22 protein-coding genes are annotated in these 21,023 nt (G+C 67.7%); 16 read left to right on the top strand and 6 right to left on the bottom strand.

Going from position 1 to position 21,023, the window contains the following annotated elements; all coding sequences use genetic code 11:
* Positions 1-79: 79 nt before the first annotated feature.
* From BLU27_RS18645 to BLU27_RS29600, 4 genes are all read left to right on the top strand, one after another.
* Entirely contained in the window at positions 80-1,084 is a 1,005-nt protein-coding gene (locus tag BLU27_RS18645; protein ID WP_092654950.1) for an acetamidase/formamidase family protein, read from the top strand.
* Positions 1,085-1,247: 163 nt separating this feature from the next.
* Positions 1,248-2,057, top strand: coding sequence for a polysaccharide deacetylase family protein (locus BLU27_RS18640; protein WP_092654949.1), 810 nt, complete (start codon positions 1,248-1,250; stop codon positions 2,055-2,057).
* The gene (locus BLU27_RS18635; RefSeq protein ID WP_092654948.1) at positions 2,054-3,256 is read left to right on the top strand and encodes a YVTN family beta-propeller repeat protein; all 1,203 of its coding nucleotides are present in this window, start codon (positions 2,054-2,056) and stop codon (positions 3,254-3,256) included. Before BLU27_RS18640 ends, BLU27_RS18635 begins: the two co-directional genes overlap by 4 nt.
* Positions 3,257-3,325: 69 nt before the next feature.
* The gene (locus tag BLU27_RS29600; protein ID WP_172804832.1) at positions 3,326-3,544 is read left to right on the top strand and encodes a hypothetical protein; all 219 of its coding nucleotides are present in this window, start codon (positions 3,326-3,328) and stop codon (positions 3,542-3,544) included.
* On the opposite strand, the gene BLU27_RS30610 is transcribed toward BLU27_RS29600, so the two are convergent.
* Positions 3,450-3,935: a respiratory nitrate reductase subunit gamma gene (locus tag BLU27_RS30610; RefSeq protein WP_241827509.1), complete on the bottom strand. Its 486-nt coding sequence runs from the start codon at positions 3,933-3,935 to the stop codon at positions 3,450-3,452. The two genes, BLU27_RS29600 and BLU27_RS30610, sit on opposite strands and share 95 nt — an antisense overlap.
* 76 nt (positions 3,936-4,011) lie before the next feature.
* Here BLU27_RS30610 and BLU27_RS18625 point away from each other — a divergent pair, with 76 nt between their 5' ends.
* Positions 4,012-4,299, top strand: a complete 288-nt coding sequence (locus tag BLU27_RS18625) for a hypothetical protein (protein ID WP_092654946.1) — start codon at positions 4,012-4,014, stop codon at positions 4,297-4,299.
* A gap of 9 nt (positions 4,300-4,308) precedes the next feature.
* Here BLU27_RS18625 and BLU27_RS18620 read toward each other — a convergent pair whose 3' ends face one another.
* Entirely contained in the window at positions 4,309-5,583 is a 1,275-nt protein-coding gene (locus tag BLU27_RS18620; protein ID WP_092654945.1) for a hypothetical protein, read from the bottom strand.
* Positions 5,584-5,802: 219 nt separating this feature from the next.
* On the opposite strand from BLU27_RS18620, the gene BLU27_RS18615 reads away from it, so the two are divergent.
* The 8 genes from BLU27_RS18615 to BLU27_RS18580 all read left to right on the top strand — a co-directional run bounded on the left by BLU27_RS18615 (position 5,803) and on the right by BLU27_RS18580 (position 13,996).
* Positions 5,803-6,522 (top strand): VanZ family protein, encoded by a 720-nt coding sequence (locus BLU27_RS18615; protein ID WP_092654944.1) that lies wholly within the window; start codon positions 5,803-5,805, stop codon positions 6,520-6,522.
* 324 nt (positions 6,523-6,846) lie between these two features.
* A complete protein-coding gene (locus BLU27_RS18610; RefSeq protein WP_092654943.1) occupies positions 6,847-7,206 on the top strand; it encodes a WhiB family transcriptional regulator in 360 nt (119 codons plus the stop codon).
* Positions 7,207-7,292: 86 nt separating this feature from the next.
* A complete protein-coding gene (locus tag BLU27_RS18605) occupies positions 7,293-8,078 on the top strand; it encodes an alpha/beta fold hydrolase (protein ID WP_197681489.1) in 786 nt (261 codons plus the stop codon).
* Entirely contained in the window at positions 8,078-9,541 is a 1,464-nt protein-coding gene (locus tag BLU27_RS18600) for a flavin-containing monooxygenase (protein ID WP_092654942.1), read from the top strand. Before BLU27_RS18605 ends, BLU27_RS18600 begins: the two co-directional genes overlap by 1 nt.
* 76 nt (positions 9,542-9,617) lie before the next feature.
* Positions 9,618-10,550, top strand: a complete 933-nt coding sequence (locus BLU27_RS18595; protein WP_092654941.1) for an NAD-dependent epimerase/dehydratase family protein — start codon at positions 9,618-9,620, stop codon at positions 10,548-10,550.
* Positions 10,551-10,693: 143 nt separating this feature from the next.
* Entirely contained in the window at positions 10,694-11,236 is a 543-nt protein-coding gene (locus BLU27_RS18590; protein ID WP_092654940.1) for a GNAT family N-acetyltransferase, read from the top strand.
* A 549-nt stretch (positions 11,237-11,785) separates the two neighbouring features.
* A complete protein-coding gene (locus BLU27_RS18585) occupies positions 11,786-13,393 on the top strand; it encodes a DHA2 family efflux MFS transporter permease subunit (RefSeq protein ID WP_092654939.1) in 1,608 nt (535 codons plus the stop codon).
* 228 nt (positions 13,394-13,621) lie between these two features.
* A complete protein-coding gene (locus BLU27_RS18580; RefSeq protein WP_092654938.1) occupies positions 13,622-13,996 on the top strand; it encodes a DoxX family protein in 375 nt (124 codons plus the stop codon).
* A 63-nt stretch (positions 13,997-14,059) separates the two neighbouring features.
* Here BLU27_RS18580 and BLU27_RS18575 read toward each other — a convergent pair whose 3' ends face one another.
* Complete coding sequence (locus BLU27_RS18575) at positions 14,060-15,607, bottom strand: FG-GAP repeat protein (RefSeq protein WP_172804989.1); 1,548 nt, start codon at positions 15,605-15,607, stop codon at positions 14,060-14,062.
* Positions 15,608-15,990: 383 nt separating this feature from the next.
* Between BLU27_RS18575 and BLU27_RS18570 the strand changes: the two genes are divergently transcribed.
* The 3 genes from BLU27_RS18570 (at position 15,991) to BLU27_RS18560 (ending at position 18,413) form a co-directional block, all read left to right on the top strand.
* On the top strand, positions 15,991-16,839 hold the full coding sequence (locus BLU27_RS18570) for a hypothetical protein (RefSeq protein ID WP_157728656.1): 849 nt from the start codon (positions 15,991-15,993) through the stop codon (positions 16,837-16,839).
* Positions 16,840-17,066: 227 nt separating this feature from the next.
* Positions 17,067-17,615, top strand: coding sequence for a dihydrofolate reductase family protein (locus BLU27_RS18565; RefSeq protein ID WP_157728654.1), 549 nt, complete (start codon positions 17,067-17,069; stop codon positions 17,613-17,615).
* Positions 17,616-17,912: 297 nt separating this feature from the next.
* The gene (locus BLU27_RS18560; RefSeq protein ID WP_092654934.1) at positions 17,913-18,413 is read left to right on the top strand and encodes a GNAT family N-acetyltransferase; all 501 of its coding nucleotides are present in this window, start codon (positions 17,913-17,915) and stop codon (positions 18,411-18,413) included.
* 481 nt (positions 18,414-18,894) lie between these two features.
* On the opposite strand, the gene BLU27_RS18555 is transcribed toward BLU27_RS18560, so the two are convergent.
* The 3 genes from BLU27_RS18555 to BLU27_RS18545 form a co-directional block, all read right to left on the bottom strand.
* Positions 18,895-19,503: a dihydrofolate reductase family protein gene (locus BLU27_RS18555; protein WP_092654933.1), complete on the bottom strand. Its 609-nt coding sequence runs from the start codon at positions 19,501-19,503 to the stop codon at positions 18,895-18,897.
* Positions 19,504-19,584: 81 nt separating this feature from the next.
* Positions 19,585-20,055: a hypothetical protein gene (locus BLU27_RS18550; protein ID WP_241827507.1), complete on the bottom strand. Its 471-nt coding sequence runs from the start codon at positions 20,053-20,055 to the stop codon at positions 19,585-19,587.
* 242 nt (positions 20,056-20,297) lie between these two features.
* Positions 20,298-21,020, bottom strand: coding sequence for a class I SAM-dependent methyltransferase (locus BLU27_RS18545; protein WP_241828031.1), 723 nt, complete (start codon positions 21,018-21,020; stop codon positions 20,298-20,300).
* Between the last annotated feature and the right edge of the window lie 3 nt (positions 21,021-21,023).

Genomic DNA, 21,023 nt, shown 5'->3' with positions numbered 1-21,023 from the left:
AGCCTATGACGGACAGGGAGGTCGCCTCCTACGATGGGCCGGTCGCGCGCGGACGGACCACGTGGAAGGAGACCACGGTATGGACACGGTCGAGTACACCCCCACCTTCGAGCAGTACGCCTGGACGTTCGGCGGCGCGGAGCCTGCCCTCCGCGTACGTCCGGGTACGGCCATGCGGCTGTGGACCGAGGACGCCTACTCGGGCCGGATCCGGCAGACCACCGACCTGCCGTCGGCCTGCGTGGACATCAACTTCGTCAACCCGCAGACCGGGCCCTTCTTCGTGGAGGGCGCGGAGCCCGGCGACACCCTCGTCCTGCACTTCGTCGACCTGGAGCCGGCCCGTGACTGGGGCGTCTCGACCACGATCCCCTTCTTCGGCGGGCTGACCGGCACCGACCGCACCGCGCTGCTGCAGGACCCGCTGCCCGAGGTCACCTGGGTCTACCACGTCGACGCACGCAAGCGCTCCTTGACATTCGAGGCCGCGCGCAGTGACTTCCGTCTCGACCTGCCACTGGAGCCCATGCTGGGCACTGTGGGTGTGGCACCGGGAGGCCGCGAGGCACGCTCCTCCCTCGTACCCGAGCGGTTCGGCGGCAACATGGACACCCCCGAGATGCGTGCCGGCGCCACCTGCTACCTCGGCGTCAACGTTCCGGGTGCGTTGTTCTCGGTAGGCGACGGCCACTACCGCCAAGGCGAGGGTGAGGCGTGCGGGACAGCGGTCGAGGGCGCGATGAACGTCACCCTGATCGTCGACCTGATCAAGGGCGGCGCGCCGGTGTGGCCGCGAATCGAGCACGACGACGCGATCATCGCCGTCGGGTCGAGCCGCCCGCTCGAGGACGCCTGGCGAATCGCGCAGGTCGAGATGGTGCAGTGGCTGAGCGAGCTCTACGGCCTGGACCGGATGGACGCCTACCAGCTGCTCAGCCAGACCGCGCTGGCGCCGATCGCCAACGTGGTCGACACCAACTACTCCTCGGTGGTCAAGATCCCGAAGCGGCTCCTCCCGGCGTCGGCGGCGTACGACGGCGTCCACCGGCACCTGCGCGAATCCGCGGCCGCGCTGCGTGGGTAGCGATGTCAGGAGCCCATAGGGGGTTCGCCCTCGTGGGATCAGAGGTGCCAGATCGACCTGACGGGCGCTGGTGGCCGTGCCCGGACCCGGTGACCACCTCGACAATTGCCCTTGGATAGTCCGTCCTGCAGTCCGCCGGCACCCTGCTCCCTAACGTTGAGGCGTGACGATCCCGCGGCGCCGGCTTCTTTGGCGTACGGTGTCAGGCGCTGCCGCCGGCGTTCTGCTCTGCGGCTGCGCTGCCGCGAGAACGAAGGATCACTCGTCGCCGTCCGCGCAGGCCACCTCCCATCCGGCGCCAACCCACACCGACCACGGATCGGTCGTCCAGAACGCTCCGACGACGGCGCCACCGGCAGGCAAACCGCCCCGCACCGTCGTCGAGATCGGGCACGGTCCGCGATCGCTGCCCCGGGTGGCGCTGACGTTCCACGGAGCGGGCGATCCCACGACTGCAGAAGCACTGTTGCGGGCGGCCGAGCACGCCGGCACACCGGTGACGGTGCTGGCCGTCGGCACCTGGCTTGCCCAGAACCCCGGGATGGCAGGCAGAATCCGACGTGGCGGCCACGAGCTCGGCAACCACACCCTGAACCACCTGCCCATGCGGCAACTGGACGAGTCACGGGCGTACGACGAGATCGCCGGCTGCGCGGCGGTGTTGCACCGCCTTACTGGCAGCACGGGCCGGTGGTTCCGCGCATCAGGCACGCAGTACACCACCCCGCTGATCCGTGCGGCCGCGGCACGAGCCGGCTACCGGAGCTGCCTCTCCTACGACGTCGACACCCGGGACTACCTCGATCCCGGGGCGGCGACGGTCATCCGCAACGGAGTGGAGCTCGCCAGGCCGGGTTCGATTCTGAGCCTGCACCTTGGGCATCCCGGCACGGTCCGGGCACTACCGGCACTCGTCGGCGGACTCCGTGCCCGGGGCCTGCGACCAGTCACGGTCACGGAGTTGCTCCGATGAACCGGCCCCGCGTCGGGCACCTTCTTGCCGCCGTACTCGTCCTGGCAGCGACGGCCGCCGCCTGCCGGAGCCCGGGTGAGGCCGTTCACCCGACGCAGAGCACGAACGCGGACCGGGCGGCCCGTCCCGCCACCACGGCCACCGCGGCAGGCGCAGCGCCACACACCTCGGCCTATCTGCCCGGCATGCCGCCACCGTTGCGTGCCGACGACGTGTGGGCGGCGGACCGGCCCGGCCGGCTCGCACCGGAGGTGCGGAAGGATCCGTACCGGGTGTACGTCCCCAACACCAACGACGACACGGTCACGGTGATCGACCCGAAGACGTTCAAGGTGGTCAAGACCATTCCGGTCGGCAGCCAGCCCCAGCATGTCGTTCCCAGCTGGGACCTTCGCACTCTCTGGGTCAACAACGACGTGGGCGACTCGCTGACACCGATCGATCCGCGTACGACAAAGGCCGGGAAGCCTGTCCCCGTGGACGATCCGTACAACCTCTACTTCACGCCGAACGGGCGGTACGCCGTCGTCATGGCCTCACTTCTGCACCGGATCGACTTCCGCGATCCGCACACGATGCGGCTCGAGCATTCGATTCCCGCCGACTGCGCCGGAGTCAACCACGCCGACTTCTCCGCGGACGGACGCTACTTCGTCGTGAGCTGTGAGTTCTCCTCCGACCTGCTCAAGGTCGACACTGCCAGGATGCGGATCGTCGGGAGAATCAAACTGCCCGCCGACGCCAAGCCGCAGGACGTCAAGGTCTCTCCCGACGGTCGTACCTTCTACGTCGCCGACATGACGGCGAACGGGCTGTGGCGCGCCACCGGCAACCCCTTCAGGGTCAGGGACTTCCTTCCCACCGGCCTCGGCGCCCACGGCCTCTACATCACCCGCGACTCGCGCCGCCTCCTCGTCACCAACCGCGACGAAGGATCGATCTCGATCCTGGACTTCGCCACCGACCGCCTGGTAGGCAAGTGGCGGATACCAGGCGGCGGAAGCCCCGACATGGGAAACCTCTCCCCCGACGGCAGGATCTTCTGGCTGTCCGGACGCTACAACGGCGAGGCCTACGCACTCTCCACCACCGACGGCGCCCTCCTGGCGAAGATCCAGGTCGGCAGCGGGCCACACGGCCTGTGCGTATGGCCACAGCCGGGCCGCTACTCTCTCGGGCACACCGGCGTCATGCGTTGAGCCGGGACCGAGGAACCTGGTTGCCGCCCCAGGCGTTCTCCAGACGTCCCACCGACAGAGGAGGCATTTGTGGCGACATCGCTGCTCGACCGGGTCCTGCAGTATTTCCGGAGTCCGCAGGGCAAGAAGCTCGCCGCGAACGCGCAGGCGAAGGCGCAGCGGCTCGCCAAGGACCCGCGGACCCAACAGGCAGTCAAGAAGGCGCAGGACCGGCTGCAGGCGGCCGCCAGCGACCCACGCAACCAGGCCAGAATCCGTTCGTTCGTGTCGAAGCTTCAGAAGCGCTAGCCGCACTGCCCCACACCGGCGTGGGGCCGCCCGTCGACGCAGGCAACTGCGCCTTGACATTCCGGGCCGTCCGGAAAGACGTCAACGCAGGCTGGAATGCGACCTGGGGTTGCCGGGCATGCCTTGGGCGGCCCGGACGCTTCCCTGCGATCGCCGGCGTGGGCGGAGCCGGAGCGGGTTGGCGCCCCGGGGGCGAACGCGAGCGGTAGACGATGTAGGGGCGGAAGAGGTAGCCGACCGGTGCGGTGAAGGCGTGCACCAGGCGGGGAGTCGCAGCAGTTCGACCCCGGGGCACGGTGTTCCTGCAACAGGGCCAGACCGTCGGCCACGTCGCCGGTGGCGGCGTACTCCAGGACCGCACGTGCACCCCACGGCCGGTTCTGTCATACATGAGGCGTGACCCGTCGATTGCGCCTACCGTCTGATCCTCAGGAACCATCGGCATCGGCGGTGAAGGGGTGTGCACTATGTGGGTACGCGCCACTGACGGTGAACTCGTCAACCTCGACCATGCACGCAGAGTGCGCATCGACCGGCACCGCGCGAATCGTTGCGACGTGGTGGCGTGGTTCGGCGTGGAGCTCGGCAACGTCATCAAGATCGCCGAGGGGATTCCTGAGTCCGCTGCGAAAGCGCTGATGACGGCGCTGGAGACGCAGGTGCTGAACGCCGCCGTGGTCACCGAGAAAGGTGAGGTACGCCTAGGCGCTGCCCGGTCCGACGGCGACGGGATGACGCATCGGGCTCAAAGATAGGCGGCTCGGTCACCGGTAGGCATTCGGCGGGCGGCGTTCGCCGACGGCGCGGCCGCGGTGCCGCCGGCCCGCCCTGCGCGCCGGACCTGTCGGCAACAGAAGTAATGGCTCGTCGCCCTCCACCTGCAACGCGAGGACGGCGCCGTCACCTGGCAGGCCGAAGAGGATGGCCGGCCCTGGCTCGTCGTCCTTCTCGGGCAGGTCGTCGTCGGGGAGGTCGTCGTCGGGCCGGTCGTCGTCGGGCCGGTCATCGTCGTGCAGGTCGTACGCCTCCACCGGTACCACCAACAGGGGGCGGCGCATGTTCTCGTCGTCCGCCGCGTACACCACGGCCCGCCGAACCCACGGGCTGTCAGACGTGAGGAGGCCGTCGGGGGCCGGGCCTGCCCACACGGTCAGGGCCGGCACCGGTCCGCTCGCGAGGACGGCCAGCCGCCGGCGCCACGCCAGAACAGTACCCACCAGTGTCGCCCCGACCAGCGCGGCACCGGCGGCGAGCATGTACCAGCCGGTCGGATCGAACGGTTCGGCGGCCAGGCGTGCCCAGGATCCGTCGACGAGGACGTGTACTGGCGATCCGACCGGATACCCGCTCGCGTCGAAGGTCTCCAGCGTCCGCACATCTGAACCGGGCGGGCTGACCCGTACCTTCAGCGCGTAGCCGTCGTCGAGATGGGCGAGCACGGTGCCCGGCACCCGCGTTGCCTCACGTACATGGGCGTCCTCCGTAGCCTGCCAGTGCAGGGTGTAGGCCACGAGGCCGGCCGAAGCGGCCAGAGCTGCGAACCCGACGAGCAGCCGGATCGTCCGCCGGTCCCATGCCCACTTCGAAACCGGCGGGACTGCCAGCGCGGACGCCAGAGGTGCCACGGTCTCGAACTGGCGAACGCGCCCGGACCGCTGCCACCACAGGGTGGCCAGCGTCCAGGCCGCTGCTGGTACGACAAGCCAGAGCACCCACGAGGCGGCCTCGCCGACAATGGCGCCCGGGCTCACCGCCGACACCACCACAATCACCGGAGTGGTGATCCATGCGACGTAAGGAATCCACACCAGCCAGCCGATGTGCGCCAATGCCGCCACGACCACGATCGCGCCGACCACGTCGGTCCGGTCGATCGTGCACGGCGCCGCCTCGCTGCAGGCACCGCTCGTGTCGGTCGCCACGAACAAGGCCACGATCAGAGCCCAGCCGACGGCGGACAACCTGGGATCGGACCAGCACGCGGACCGCGCGCTCAGCCAGGCCGTCGCAGCCGCGCTGCTCCACGTCGGCGCCGTCATTCGGTCACCGCCGCGGCAGCGTCCTCACTCCCCCAGCTCCCGGCCACGGCGCATGGTAACCCGGCCCTCGGAGTGTTTGCTCGTCACGTCCATGGTGCAGACGGTGAAGCCGACTCCGTCGTCCGACACACCGAAACCGAGGTCCGGCGTTCGGGGGTATCGCGGGCGTATCCAAAATCGCATACGCCGATGCAACGGCCTGCCGCTTCCAATGGGAGCATGAGCCACAGCCCTGCCCCGTCAGCGCCGGTCCGCCGTACGCGCACGATCGTGCTCGTCGGCCTGGCGGTTCTCGGCCTTGCGGGCGCGACTTTCGCCCTTCGGCGGCCGCTCATGATGGCCGCACCGACGTGCATGGCCGGGCGGTGGCACGGTTGCTTCGACACCGAGAACGGTGTGGTGTTGATGATGGTGGTCGGGCTGCCGTTGGCCGCGCTGGTGACATGGCTCCTGGCGTGGCGTCGAAGCGCCGTGGGCGTGACGTCTGCGTGGCGGATGTCGCTGGCTGAGGTTGGCATGGTCTACGCAACGGTGCCGTTCGTGTGGATGACCATGATGCCGGGCCCGGGGGCCGGCATCGTTCCCGGTCGGGTGAGCCTGGTCCCGCTGCGCGACCTCGCCACGATGGGTCCGCTCGGAATCGGGGGCAACCTCCTGATCTTCGCGGGACTCGGGCTCTTCGCCCCGATGCGTTTCCGAGCGCTGGCATCGGTACCCCGAGTCCTGGCGCTCGGGGTGGGCTGCTCCGTCCTGGTCGAGACCGCCCAGTACGTTCTGCGGCTGGACCGGGTCTCCTCCGTGGACGACGTACTGGTCAACGCCGCCGGCGCCGTACTGGCCGGGCTGGCGTCGCGCCACTGGTGGCGCACCACGGCAGAGGTGCCGTCGGCCGAGCAAGACGATGTGCGGGAACGCGGCGTACGGGCGCGCTCCCGCTGACGGAAGCAGCGTCAGGACGCCGTTGCCGATCAGCCGGTCCAGCGGCTTCCCACCTGGCGTGTGCGACGCCGGGGCGTCATGAAGTGGTCGCGGTCCATTTAGTACTGCGTGATGCCGGGACGTTCCACCCGAGTAGGGTCGGTGACGGTTGAGGAGACAGCCACCCCGCAGAGTCGATCGCTGTGAGGCTGGCATGCCCCGACCCTTCGTACCCGCAGCACGCGCGGATCCGGTTCGCCGATCCTCCTTCACCGACCTGCCGACCTGACCGATCCGGCCCAGCCGTCGTCGTTCTGGTCAGAGTGCCCGTCGGCTGCCCGCACCATGCACGGGCGAGGAGTGCGAAGCATGCCCAACCGAAGAAGGGCCGTGCCAGGCGGACGAAACAACACCGCACGGCGCGCGGCGGCGTGGACCCGCTGGCACGAGTACGCCGCCTGTGTGGGCCAGCCATCAGGGTTGTTCTACGGCCGGGAATCCGAAACCGCCGCCGAACGCGTCGCCAGGGAGCAAACAGCACTGGCTGTCTGCGAACGCTGCCCGGTCCGCCGCCAATGCCGGGCCCACGCGATGACTCTGCCCGAGACGTACGGGGTGTGGGGCGGCACCACCGAGGCACACCGTAGGAAGAGCAGACACTGGTCCAAGGGACAACCGTTCGACACCAGCGGGCGCGCGTCGTGACCTGCTCCAACAACCACCGCACCTGTCTCGCACCCGGTGACGAAACGTGGTAAAGCGTCGAGCATGGACGGGATCGGAGCGCGGCCGTGGTGAGTCTGGCCTACCACCGGCAGGGCAGCGGCCCGCCGCTGGTGCTGCTGCACGGCCTGGGGCATCGTCGGCAGGGCTGGGACCCCGTGGTTCCGCTGCTCGCCGAGAGGCACGACGTCGTGGCGGTCGACCTTCCGGGGTTCGGCGCGTCACCGGCCTGCGGCGGTGCACGCTGGCGCGAGGACCTCTCCGTGGCAGTTGCGGAGTTCACCGCCGACCTCGGCCTCGACCGCCCGCACGTCGCAGGTAACAGTCTCGGTGGTGCGCTCGCGTTGGAGCTCGCCGCCGCGGGCCAGGTGGCGTCCGCGACTGCCCTGGCGCCGGCCGGTTTCTGGACCACCTGGGAACGCCGCTGGGCGCTCGCTCTGCTCCACACCCTTCGTTCGGTCGCCTTCCTGCCCGACCCGGTGCTGGGCGCCGCCGCCCGCTCGGCCCGGGTCCGCACGCTGGCGTACGGCCTTCTGGTCGGACGCCCCGACCGGCTCACGGCCGAGCTGGTCCTCGCCGACGCACTCGCGATGCGGTCCGGCCCGGCGTTCCGGGCAGTCGCGCGGCACGGACGCGACTACGCCCCGCGCGGCAAACCCCGGTGTCCCGTGACGGTGGCGTGGGGCACCCACGACCGACTGCTCCTCCACCGCCAGGCTGCCAGGGCCCGTGCCCTGCTGCCCGACGCCCGGCACGTCGACCTGCCCGGCTGCGGCCACTCTCCGATGAACGACGATCCGGAACTGGTCGCGTCCGTCATCTGCCAGACGACGGGGACGGAGGACAGGCGGTGATGGCCACGCCGGAGATCGTCATCGTCGGCGCGGGGTTCGGCGGCATCGGCATGGCGATCCAGCTGAAGAGGGCAGGCCTGGACTCCTTCGTCGTACTCGAGAAGGACCGGGACCTCGGCGGCACCTGGCGGGCCAACGGCTATCCCGGCTGCGCCTGCGACGTGCCATCCCACTTGTACTCCTACTCCTTCGCGCTCAACCCCGACTGGTCGCGGATGTTCTCTCCGCGCGAGGAGATCTGGGAGTACCTGCGCTCGTGCGTACGGACCTACGGTCTCCAACCGCACCTTCGCTACGGCGTCCGCGTGGTGTCGATGCGGTGGGACGACTCCGCCGGGCGCTGGCGGGTCGAGACGGCCGACGGTGAGGTGCTCACGCCGCGGGTGCTGGTGTCGGCGATCGGGGCACTGCACGTACCCAACTATCCCGACGTGCCGGGCCGCGACAGGTTCACCGGCCGGCAGTTCCACTCCTCGGAGTGGGACTCCCGCTACGACCTGACGGGCAAGCGGGTCGCGGTGATCGGCACCGGTGCCAGTGCCGTGCAGTTCGTCCCGCGGATCGCCGAGCAGGTGGCCCGGATGCAGGTCTTCCAGCGCACACCTGCCTGGATCCATCCCCGGCCCGACGCCGAGATCACGCCGGACCGGCGCCGGCTGTTCCGATCGGCACCGCTCGCGATGCGGGCCTTCCGGGCCTCGATCTACCTCGCGCTGGAGCTTCGCGGACTGGGCTTCGCCGTGAGCCCGAGGCTGATGGGTCCGATGGAGGAGATGGCCCGGCGACACCTGCAGCGCCAGGTCACCGACCCCGAGCTGCGGTCCCGGCTGACGCCCGACTACACCATCGGCTGCAAGCGAATCCTGCTGTCGTCGGACTACTATCCGGCGCTCACCTGCCCGAACGTCGAACTCGTCACCAACCCGATCACCGAGATCACCGAGCACGGCATCCTCACCCGCGACGGCACGTCGTACGACGTCGACGCCATCGTCTACGGCACCGGTTTCCGCGTCACCTCGGCGCTGCTCGACCAGCGGATCGTCGGCCGCGCCGGGTTGACCCTGCAGGACGCCTGGGCCGACGGCGTGACCGCGTACCACGGGATCACGGTCGCGGGATTCCCGAACCTGTTCATGCTCCTCGGCCCCAACACCGGTCTCGCGCACACCTCCGTGGTGTTCATGATCGAGACGCAGGTCAGGCACATCATGAGCTGCCTGCAGATGCTGCGGCGGAGCGGCGCCGAGGTCGTCGAGGTCGAGGCCGCAGCACAACGACGGTTCACCGCGATGCTCCGGCGTCGCCTCGACCGGGCGGTGTGGAGTACCGGCGGCTGCACCAGCTGGTATCTCGACGATCAAGGCGTCAACCGCACGCTCTGGCCGGGCTTCTCGTTCGAGTACTGGGCCCGCACCCGGCGCGCCAGGCGATCCGACTACCGGCTCAGCCGAGCAGCCTGAGCCGTCCCGCATGTCACAACAGGCGGCTTTCGAGCGTCACGTGTTCGGCAAGGGCTTCAGCAGAGGAGAGACAGAAATGCACGTCTTCGTGGCAGGCGGCAGCGGTGTGCTCGGGCGCCGACTGGTGCCCCGGTTGGTGGCTCGCGGCCATCGGGTGACTGCAACAACGACGAGCAAGGCCAAGGTGCGTCTGCTCGACGAGATGGGCGCCACTGGCGTCGTGATGGATGGTCTGGACGCCGCGTCGGTCGGTACCGCGGTAGCGTCGGCGCAACCGGACGTGATCGTGCACCAGATGACCGCGATCTCGATGACGCATGCCGGCAAGCCGGACATCAAGCACCCCGACAAGTGGTTCGCGATCACCAACCGGTTGCGCACCGAGGGGACCGACAACCTGCTTGCCGCTGCCCAGGCCGCCGGCGTCCCCCACTTCGTCGCCCAGGGGTACGCCAGCTGGAACGGCGAGCCCAGGGGTGGCTGGGTCAAGACGGAGACGGACCCGCCCAACCTCATGCCCGGCACCGCCTCTCATCCCCTTCTGCTTGCCTTGAAAGAGGCCGAGGACAAAGTCCTGGAGGCAGGTGGCGCGGTGATGCGTTACGGCTCGTTCTACGGGCCCGGTGCGATGGACGACCAGGTCACGCTCCTGCGCAAGCGGCAGTACCCGCTCGTGGGCGACGGCGCCGGCTACATGTCCTGGATCCACCTCGACGACGCCGCCTCGGCAACCGTGCTTGCCGTGGAGAAGAAGGCAACCGGCACATTCAACGTCGTCGACGACGAGCCCGCACCGGCCAGCCAGTGGCTGCCGTACATGGCGGAGTGCGCCGGGGCGAAGAAGCCGAGGCGCGTGCCGGTGTGGCTTGCCCGCCTGCTGGCCGGGGACCAGGCCGTCGTCATGATGACCTCCGGGCGTGGCTTCTCCAACGCGAAGGCCAAGCGCGAGCTCGGCTGGACGCCGCACTACCCCTCGTGGCGGCAGGGCTTCAAAGAGGTGCTGGCGTGAGCTGAACAGAGCAGCAGGCACAGTTCGAGAAGCTTCGGCCACCGCCGTTCTCCATTGAACGCACCGCCGTTCTCCGTTGAACGCACCGCCGTTCTCCGTTGAACGAGGATGGCGCAGAGCCCGTTCGTGACCACAATGGTCGGATGATCACGCTCGAGACTCCCCGTTTGATCCTGCGTCGCTGGCGGGAGGAAGACGTTGCGCCCATGGCTGCCGTCAATGCCGACCCGGAGGTCATGCGGTGGATCCGTGACGGCAGCGTCCGTGACGAACAGCAGACGCGCGACGGGATCCAGGCATGGGAGAGCGAGTGGGAGGCACAGGGCTTCGGCCTGTTCGCCGTGGAGATCCGGTGCACTGGCGAGCTGGCCGGGTTCACCGGCCTTTCGGTACCCCACTTCCTGCCGGAGGTACTGCCGGCGGTTGAGGCCGGCTGGCGGCTGGGACGTTCCCACTGGGGACGGGGCTTGGCCACCGAGGCTGCTGCGGCCGCTGTACGGTTCGGGTTCGAAGACCGAGGGCTGGATCGGATCATCAGCATCGCCCAGGTGGGCAACGACGCCTCCGAACGGATCATGACCAAAGTGGGGATGCATCCGTTCCGTGAGACCGTCAATCCCACCTGCGGGCGGCGAGTACGGGTGTTCGAGTTGTCGTCGGACCGATACCTCAAGAGCACACGTTGACAGACCAACGGCCGGCCGAGCGTCAGCGTGGTCGCGCTGCCCGCGCCCGGCGTGCCAGGGAGCGACGTTGGTTGTCCTTCATCATCCGCAGGAGTTCCTTCTCACGCTGCTTTGAGAATCTCGAGTGCCATGGCGTAGTTCATGCCGTCGGTCATGGGCGTCGTCCTGACGAAAGCGCGGTCGCTGGAAATTCTTTGTGTCGTTCACGCCGCCGGGCCTCCAGAAGGCAATGGACGACCGGCCGGCAAGCGGCCGGCCGCCAGCGACGAAGGATGACGCGAGTCTTTCGTGGTCGTGCATCATCGGTGCATCGGTGAAGTCGGCGCGGAGCGCCTCGAGCCCCACACGATCTGTGATTGCATGGGAATCGGTCATCGTGTTTGACCTCACGCGGGAGGTGACATCGCGGCGCGATGTCACAAAGCAACGCACACCGTCGTCTTGAGAGCGGGACGGCCGGCGTTCACCGGCAGGCCGCGATCAAGCTTCGAACCAGGTCCGCTCGCTGATGGCCTCGCCCGCACACATCATTTCCAGAAGAGAGAGTTCATGAGTCAGTCGCCTGCCCACGCGGCCCCGAAGAACGACAAGATCGACGCTGACGTGCTGAAGGTGGCCGGTGTCGTGGTCCTCGGGGCGATCATGTCGATTCTCGACATCACTGTGGTCAACGTGGCCCTGCCGACGTTCCAGACCATCTTCGGCACTCGCGAGGAGCCGCTGTCGTACTCCCATGTGGCATGGACGGTGACGGCGTACACCCTGGCGCTCGCCACGGTGATCCCCCTGACCGGATGGGCCGCGGACCGGTTCGGCACCAAACGCCTCTACATGGTGGCGGTCGCGCTGTTCACCGCCGGGTCGGCGTTGTGTGCGATAGCCGGCTCCATCGACATGCTGATCGCTTTCCGAGTGCTGCAGGGACTGGGTGGCGGAATGCTGATGCCGCTTGGCATGACGATCATGACCCGGGCGGCCGGGCCTCGTCGCATGGGCAGGCTCATGGCGATCCTCGGAGTACCGCTGCTGCTCGGGCCGATCCTCGGGCCGATCCTCGGCGGTTGGCTGATCGAGAACGCCAGCTGGCACTGGATCTTCCTGATCAACCTGCCGATCGGCCTGGCGGCGCTCGTCTACGCCGCGGTCGTCCTTCCCAAGGACAGCCCGGAGCCGTCGGAGTCCTTCGACTTCCTCGGCATGCTGATGATGTCCCCTGGACTTGCCCTCCTCCTGTTCGGCATCTCCTCGCTGCCGGCGGAGAACGGCGACTTCACCGCGCCACGTGTCTGGGTCTCGATGCTCACCGGGGTGGTCCTGATCGTCGGCTTCGTGTTCCACACCTTCCGGCCGGCGCATCCGTTGCTGGACCTTCGGCTCTTCCGGAACCGCAACCTCACCGTCTCGGTGATGACGGTCTTCCTGTTCTCTGCCGCATTCGTCGGCGGGCTGCTCCTCGTACCGACCTACTACCAGCAGATCAGGGGCGAGAGCACGCTGCACGCCGGGCTTCTCGTTGCACCACAGGGAATCGGCGCCATGCTGACCATGCCGATCGCCGGTCGGCTCTCCGACAGGATACCGGTGGGCCGGATCGTCCCGTTCGGGCTCGTCGCCCTCGTCGCCGGAATGTTCGGCCTGACGCAAATCCACGCCGACACGTCGTACGCCCTGCTGATCGCCGAACTGTTCGTCATGGGCCTCGGCATGGGCGCGACGATGATGCCCCTGATGACCTCGGCGCTGAAGACGCTCAAGCACCACGAGGTCGCACGCGGCTCGACTCTGCTGAACATCACCCAGCAGGTGGCCAACTCGGTCGGCGTGGCCGTGATGTCGGTGGTCCTCACCAACCACCTCAACGACTCCCCGGTCATCCCCGGCACCGAGACGATGGCGGGCCTCGACGGTGGACTGACGGAGAGCCAGGCGGGGATCCTGTCCAACACCCGGCCCGAACTGGTCGCCTCCCTCAGGCTCCCCTCAGAGCTGATCACCCACGGCCTGGACCAGGCGGCTCAGGCGTTCGCAGGCACCTACTGGGTCGCCTGGGCCCTCGTGGTACTCACCCTGGTCCCCGCCCTGATGCTGCCTCGGCGGCGCGAGCCTTCCCACCTGCAGTCCGACGACGTGCAGACCGCGCCGACACACACGCACTGAGCGCGGCCACCGACACCATCGCCTGAGGCGGCCCGACAGGCAGGTGTCAACGTGACCTGGCGGCCATACCCTGACGCCACCACAGAAGCTTCGGCTGCGGGCCTGTGCCCGGGCGGGATCCTGACATTCCCCGCCCCAGTCTCGTCGTGATGACAGCCGCGCGAGGTGAGGGGCTGCCCGCACCTCGACCGCGCGCCGGCAGCAGTCGTACTCACGAAGGGGAACTCGATGAACATCGCTCTGTGGGCTGTCGCATCCGTGCTGGCCCTCGTCTTCGCGGCGTCGGGCTTTTCGAAGCTGGCTCTCTCGCGCGAGGCGCTCGTCGCGAAGGGCTACGGATGGGCCGCGGACTTCACTCCTTCGCAGGTCAGGCTCATCGGCCTGCTCGAAGTGCTGGGTGCGGTAGGGCTGGTGGGGCCACCTGCGCTGCGCGTTGCGGAGATGCTGAGTCCGGCCGCCGCCGTCGGACTCGCCGTCCTGATGGCCGCGGCGGTCGTCGTGCACGTGCGGCGCAGGGAAACCGCACATCTCGCCGTACCACTCACCCTGGCGATCATCCCCGCCGTGCTGGCGGTGCTGCGCCTCGGGCCGTACGGCTTCTGACGGCTTGCCGTCCGCAGGCTTCCGGTCGGCGGTTGTCGTCGGCAGGGTTGGCTGCGGCTGGGCTCAGGGCCGGCCCGGGTTGCCGAGAGCGGCGCCGAAGGCTCCTTCTGGCTCGAGGGGTCCTTTGACTTCGATGGTGCCGGCTGAGAGGGCCTTGTTGAACTGCCTCCAGTTGGGAACGACAACCGGATCACGGGGGAACGCGCCGGCGATGAAGTCGTGGAAGACACCGGCGTGGCGGACACCGGAGACTGTCTCGCCGGGTGCCCCGACCAGAAGGTCCTGGCCGTCGCCAGGGTAGTCGGTGCTCAGGTTCACGATGGCGAGGGAGGCGCCGAACCTGTCGCCGGTCTCCGCGGCTCCTGGCACCTGGGGGGTGTCCTGGCTGACGAGCATTTCTGCGTCTCCGGTGGCGCTGGGAGGACCGTTGGGGACATCGAAGAAGATCTGGACCGCCCCGGCCGCCGGCACACCGCCGACGCGGTCGCCTGGAACACCGACAGCGACGTCCTCAGCGTTCGGATGTTCCGCGGTCCCGGCGGAGATTCGCCCTACTGCGACGGCGAAGCCGAACTGGTCCCCGGCCTCGGCAGTTCCGGTGACACTCGGGGTGTTCTGCGACCAGTACTGGTTCCCCGTGGATGTAAGCCCGGTCGCCGATCCGAACAGGATCGCGATGGCCCCGCTGCGGTTCTCCCCTGGGATTCCGACCACCAGGTCCTCGCGGCCGTCCAGGGTGACAGCACCAGCATCGAGGGCGGTGCCGAAACCGTCATCGGGTTCGGCGGCTCCGACGACGCCGGCGCTGTTCTGGGACCAGAACCTCGATCCGGCGCCGGTGAGAGCACCACCGTGGTTGCCCGGTACGACGACCACACCACCGGAGTTCGCGTTCTCCCCGGGGACACCGATCGCCAGGTCGTCGATCCCATCTCCGGCGAAGTCGCCGACCGCGAGGCTGGCACCGAACCGGTCCGACACCTCCGGGGCCCCCGGGAAGAGAGCGGACGACTGGGCCAGACGCACCGCACGGGCGGGGCCCTCGTTCAGCCCGGCTGCGTCGCCGTAGACGACGAACACCGCACCCGCGGCGACACCGCTGTCCACATCGCCCGGTGCGCCGATGGCCAGGTCGGTGATCCCGTCGTCGTTGAGATCCCCGATCGCCAGCACCGAACCGAAACGCTCACCCGCGCGACGCGGACCAGGGATCGACGCCGTTCCCTCCAGCAGCATCGTGTTCGCAGTGGCGACGAGAAGCCCCGTGCCGCGAGCACCGTAGAACACGTTGACTGCACCAGCGGAACCGTCCTCACCCGGGACACCGACTGCGGCGTCAGCACACTCGTCACCGTTGAAATCACCGGTGACTACGGCCGCCCCGAACCGGTCGTTCGGCTCCGAGCCGCCGGCAACCCCGGGCGTGTCCTGGCTGGTCCACTGATCCTCGTACCTGCCGGCGCTGTCACCGGCGGTGGCCCCGTCAGTGCCGTGGAAGACATGGATCGCGCCGGCGGCGTGGTTCTCCCCTGGTGCGCCGACCACGACATCTCCGTGGTCGGCACCGGTGGGCGTACCGTTCATGTCCTGGTTCGGCAAGGCCAAGGTCACACACTCCGTCACCGCCGCGGCGGCTCTTCCTGTACCTACAGCCGAAGGCGCAGCACAGAACGTGATGCAGGCGGCGAGGGCAAGCAGCCCTACGGCTGGAAACGCACGCATGAGATCTCCCCTCCAGCGCAGTTCGCGTGGCAGGACGCGCGTGATCAACCAAGCATGCGCTCCCGCCGTGCGCGCCGAACCCGTTTCGTCACAAGTCACCGATGACCGCTTGCCGAATCCACCGGGGCGATGCAGGCCGCGGCAGCTCAGGAGCGAGCGGCGTTGACAGGCCTCGGGCACGAGATCATCTTGTGTGCACGATCCGAGGTCGCGCCGGCGTCATGCGCATCGCAGGGAGGGCTGGCGCACGCGCGGCAAGGAGGAGAGGGCCGATGGACGCACGCCTTGGACCTTTCCGCAAGGCCGTACGAAAGGCAATTTACAAGCTCGGGCCAACCCGATGGTCGCCCCTGGCCTTCCTCGTCTACCAAGTAGCGTGGATCGTGGCCTTGGTGGCCCTGATGACGGCGGCCACCCGAGGCCAGGCGGCCCCGCCTTCCTACAACTGGGACCATGTCGTTCCCCTCTGGGTTCCATGGGCCGGCGCGCTGGGAGGCTCGACGATCAGTGTCGTCGGCGTTGTCGGCCACAGTCGCGAATGGGACGGTCTTGGATTCGCCTACTGGCATCTCGCACGGCCGATCCTCGGCATGATCACCGGCTCGGTGGCCGTCTTGGCTCTGCTATTCGTTCTGAAGGGGATCGCCCCGGACGTGATCCCGGCATCAAACGAGAACTACACCGCCGGCGGGACCGCTGTTCTGTTCGTCATCGCTTTCGTCGTCGGATACCGCGAAGAAACATTTCGTGAACTGGTGAAGAGGGTCGTCGACGTCTTGCTCGGACCCGGTGAGAAGGCAGCCACGCAGAGACTGGCTCTCGTTCCCGGCGTCCTCCTCCTTCAAGCCGAAGCCGCAGTAGGAGGGTCGGTGAGCGGCAGCGTCACCTTGTTCAACAACACTCAGGACACCTTCGACCTGAAGTCGGCGAAGCTCACGATCACCGGCGGCCCCGAGTTCACGGTCGGGTGGCCCGACAACGGGCCTGTCGGGCCGGGCGACGCTCGTGCGATCAACGTGGTGTGGACGCCCGGTGGTTCGCCTCTTCCGTCGGAACAGATTCTTCGTGTCGACGTCGGCGGGTACACCCTGACCTCGACGGTCCGCGCAACTGTTCCCTGAGCCTTCCTGTTCGGACCGGCATCTCCTTCACGGGACAGACCACCCCCGAGGCTCGACGTGGTGTCCGTGTCCAACCACCCGCGAGTCCAGACGGAATGCCCAGGTTTCCGGACTTCGTCCCGCCAATTCGCTCGGCCAAGGTGTCGGATCGAGGAGCATCTCCCCGAAGTCTCCGGCGACGAGCAGGCGCGTCGCTGCCGGCCACACAGCGCAACGAGAGGAACTCCATGCGGAACATCATCAGCTCGACGTTCGTCAGCCTCGACGGAGTCGTGAACCACATGGACAGGTGGCACTTCGATTACGTGGACGATGAATCGAACGCTCTGGCGCTGGAACAGCTCCGCGCCGCCGACGCGATGCTGATGGGCCGCAAGACCTATGAGGTCTACGCCGGCGCCTGGCCCGGAAGAGACGGGGAGTACGCCGAGACGATCAACGCCATCCCCAAGTACGTCGTCTCCACGACCCTCACCGAGCCCACCTGGCAGAACACGACGGTTCTCGCCGGCGATCTCATCGAGCAGGTGCACAAACTGCGTGCTCAGGGTGGCGCCTCGATACTGATGCACGGCTACGGGCCGCTGGCCAAGACGCTCCTGCGTGCGAACCTTCTCACCGAGCTGCATCTGTGGGTTCATCCCCACTTGGCCGGAGTCGGCGACCAGAGTGACCTCATCATCGACCAGGGGCTCAACAAGAAGCTCAAGCTGACGGCCAACCGGACCCTCGACTCCGGAGTCGTCGTACTCACCCTCCGCAACCCCGACGCGTAGCTTGCGGGTGCCGGCCGGTGGACTGGGGCGCGGCGTGCCGCGCCCCAGTCCGCGACGGACAGCAGCGTCGAGGCCCTCCCGAACCCGTCCGAACCGAGTCGGAAGAAGGCATCATGTCCGAGCAATCCTAGGAGTTCCTCAGCTGGCCAGGGCCGGCCGACGAGGAAGCCTCCGCCGCGGGGCCAAGGGCATGCTCGACCTCATCGACGCAGCGATCAGACGCGGCACCATCTGACGACCCAGCCAGCGCGCCAAGCATCCACCGCGCCTGCGAGGACCAACGGAACCGGAGACGACATGGACATCGCCGGACTGACCAAGAAGCTCGCTATCGCCCCCGGAGTCGTAGTGCCACGGACCCTCGATCATGAACGAGTCCACGCTCACGCCATCACCCGCGACGACCTCGAAGCCGACGTGGCCGGGATCAACACCAGTCTGGAGTTGATCCGGCGCACACGCGGCGGGTCCTGGCCCACCCGGCCTGTCACCCTCGAAGGCAACTACGTGGACCTGGTCTGGCACGAAGCCGAGTTTCGTGATGACAAGTCCTACACCTACGTGCTCACCAATCCCCACCACGGATACATCGGATGCGTGTACCTGTATCCCCTGGGCGTGCGTCGACAACTGACGGTGGAAATGCTGCGCCACGACGTCGACGTGAGCTGGTGGGTCACCCCGTCCGCCTACGAGGCTGGCCTGTACACCGCCACGTTCGAAGCCCTTCAATGCTGGCTCGGCGACGAACTCCCTTTCGCAGCGCCGTTTTACTCCAACGTGGAGATCCCGCGCTGATCGAGTGCAATTCCACGGGCTCCGGCGCCCCAACGGTGGGCTCGGTCAGGAATCTGCTCGTGGGGTCGAGTGACGCAATCGTCCCCACGGCGTGGTCTGGGGTGCGGGAGCATCACTGGGCCACCAGCCTCCCGACAGCGCCATCGGATTCGCTGACCTGTTCAGTCCTGGCCGGCGGGAGCTTGCCATGCGGGTCCACACGAGTGGGATTGCCATGCTCATCGGTCTGGGCTCCGGACTCGCAGCTGCAGTCGTCGCCGCGTCAGCGCACGTCTGGCGGACAAGGCATGCTCGGCGAGGTCGTACGAGACAACCTCCAACGTCTCCGACGCTTCGATGAGACGTTGCCACGCGGCCACGAGAACTGCCCACGGTGGGCAGTTCTCGTGCTGCGGGACGGAAGCCGTGACAAAGGCGATCGGCATCGGCCTCGACACTTGCTGTGGTGTGGACGAACGCGCGCGAAACGGCGCCTTCCGGCTCAGCGCAGCACGCGATAGGTCACGTGGGTGACCGAGGTGGCTGACCGTGACTCCACCTGCTCCAGGTCGAGCGGCGGGACTCCGTCGAACAGCCGCGCGCCGGCGCCGAGCGTGATGGGCACGATGTGCAGCCGTAGCTCGTCGATCAGGCCCGCGGCGAGGTACTGGTCGATAGTGTTCGCACCGCCCTGAATCATCACATCGCCGTTCCCTGCAGCCTCGCGCGCCTGCTTGAGTGCGGACTCGATTCCGTCGGTGACGAAGTAGTACGTCGTGCCGCCGTCCATCGGTTGCGGCGCGCGCGGATAGTGGGTGAGCACGAAGACGGGAGCGTGGAACGGCGGGTTGTCGCCCCACCAGCCCTTCCAGTCCCGATCCCACTCCCCACGCACCGGACCGAACATGTTGCGGCCCATGATGCATGCCCCGGGCGCCGCGATCTGATCGATCTCGGTCCGGTTCTCCTCGGAAGCTTCGAACATCCAGGAGTGCAGCTTGTCGCCCCAGCCGTCGCCGCCGTCGTCACCGAACGGGCGCTGCTCGGTCTGGTTGGGCCCGGCCGCGTAGCCGTCGGCCGAGATCGACTGGTTACAGATCACTTTGGTCATTGGCGTCCTCTTCCCTAGGAGCTGGCCTGCTTCAGAATGACCCGCGTCACGAGGATGTCCGCGTCGAGGCACGGTAGCGCGTCAGTGTCCGTGGCCGACGTACTCCTGCCGGCGAAGTACCATCGCCGCCGCCATCCCCACGAACATCACCGTGTGCCCGACCATCATCAGCGCCGTCTCGCTGATCACACCGGCCCAGTACGGCACAAGTACGAGCAGGAACGGGACGTCCATACCGGCGCACATCTCCGCGGTCAACCGCCACCGGTGCCTGCGCACCCGCATCCACGCTGCCATCGGCACCGTCATGTTCACGGCCATCATCAGCATGCTCACCGTCGTGCCGTCCAGCGCGTACGGCTGGCCGACGGCCCTGGCCAACAGTGACTCCACCGGACCCAGAGCGACCATGCCGACAACCATTGCCACCACCATTTCCAGGTAGTGCACGGTGAACCGGAGCATCGCACGACCACGACTCAGCGGCAGATGGAGTTCGGCTACCGGTGCCGGTGCCAGTGCCGGTGTGGTGTGGTCGGACGGACTGCTCATCATCGTTCTCCGATCAGTGTGCTGACGCCAGGCAGCGAGAACTCCCCGGCACGAGGATCGCCGTGGCCGAAGCGCCTGCCAAGACCAGCCGCGACGTACTGTCCGATCTCCTGGGATACCTGTCCGGAGAAGCCCCATACGCCTGCGACGTGGACAGTCGGATCAGCAGGCCGCCGGGCGTACGTCCGCCGACTTCAGACGCGTCTGCAGACCATCACGCCAGGCGGACGACGACGCAGTCCTCAACGTGGGCGTGCCCCCTCGTAGACCATGGTCTCGAACGCTGCCATCTCCTCGTCCGCAACGTGCTTGCCATGCGACTCGACCGCCCGCAGATCCGCATGGCTCGATTCACCTGGAGAGCATCGCCTGATGTCCGCGAATCCTGCCCTCGACATCGCCATTTCCATCAAATTCCCATCGTAGAGGAACTGATGACCCCAGTTGCGGAACGCGTTGTTGATCACGAACGAAGCGTCGTACACGTCGACTTGTGGAAGAAACTCGTCAGTGATCCACCGGACGTATTTCTCACCCAGGGCACTTTGATCGCGGCCGTAGAGGCTCAGGAGAACCGCAAGGTCCGGCGTGGCGATCCGAACCACTCCGCCAGGCTTGAGGACACGTCGGATCTCACTCAGCATGAACAAACCATCATCCCAGGAGATGTGTTCGATCATGTGCTCACTGTAGACAGTGTCGAACACCGCGTCGTCAAACGGAAAGGCTTTGCTCGCATCGAGAAAGACGCTGCCGTATGGGCCCGGAGAGATGTCTGTGCTCAACCAGCCGTCGAGGGACGTTCGGCCCGCGCCGATCTGGAGCCTCCTGATTCCGTGGGTGGCCAGATAGTTGTCGATGATCCTCCTCCGCCGGACCAGGGCCGGGATCCTCAACATCTTTCTCGAGTCATGCACCAGTCCGACCATCGCATCGGACTGCTTCAGGACATGGCGAAGATTCATCTT

Source organism: Actinopolymorpha singaporensis (assembly GCF_900104745.1).
Classification (GTDB): Bacteria; Actinomycetota; Actinomycetes; order Propionibacteriales; family Actinopolymorphaceae; genus Actinopolymorpha; species Actinopolymorpha singaporensis.
The sequence above is the reverse complement of the archived record's forward strand: the minus strand, read 5'-3'. Positions and strand labels throughout refer to the sequence as shown.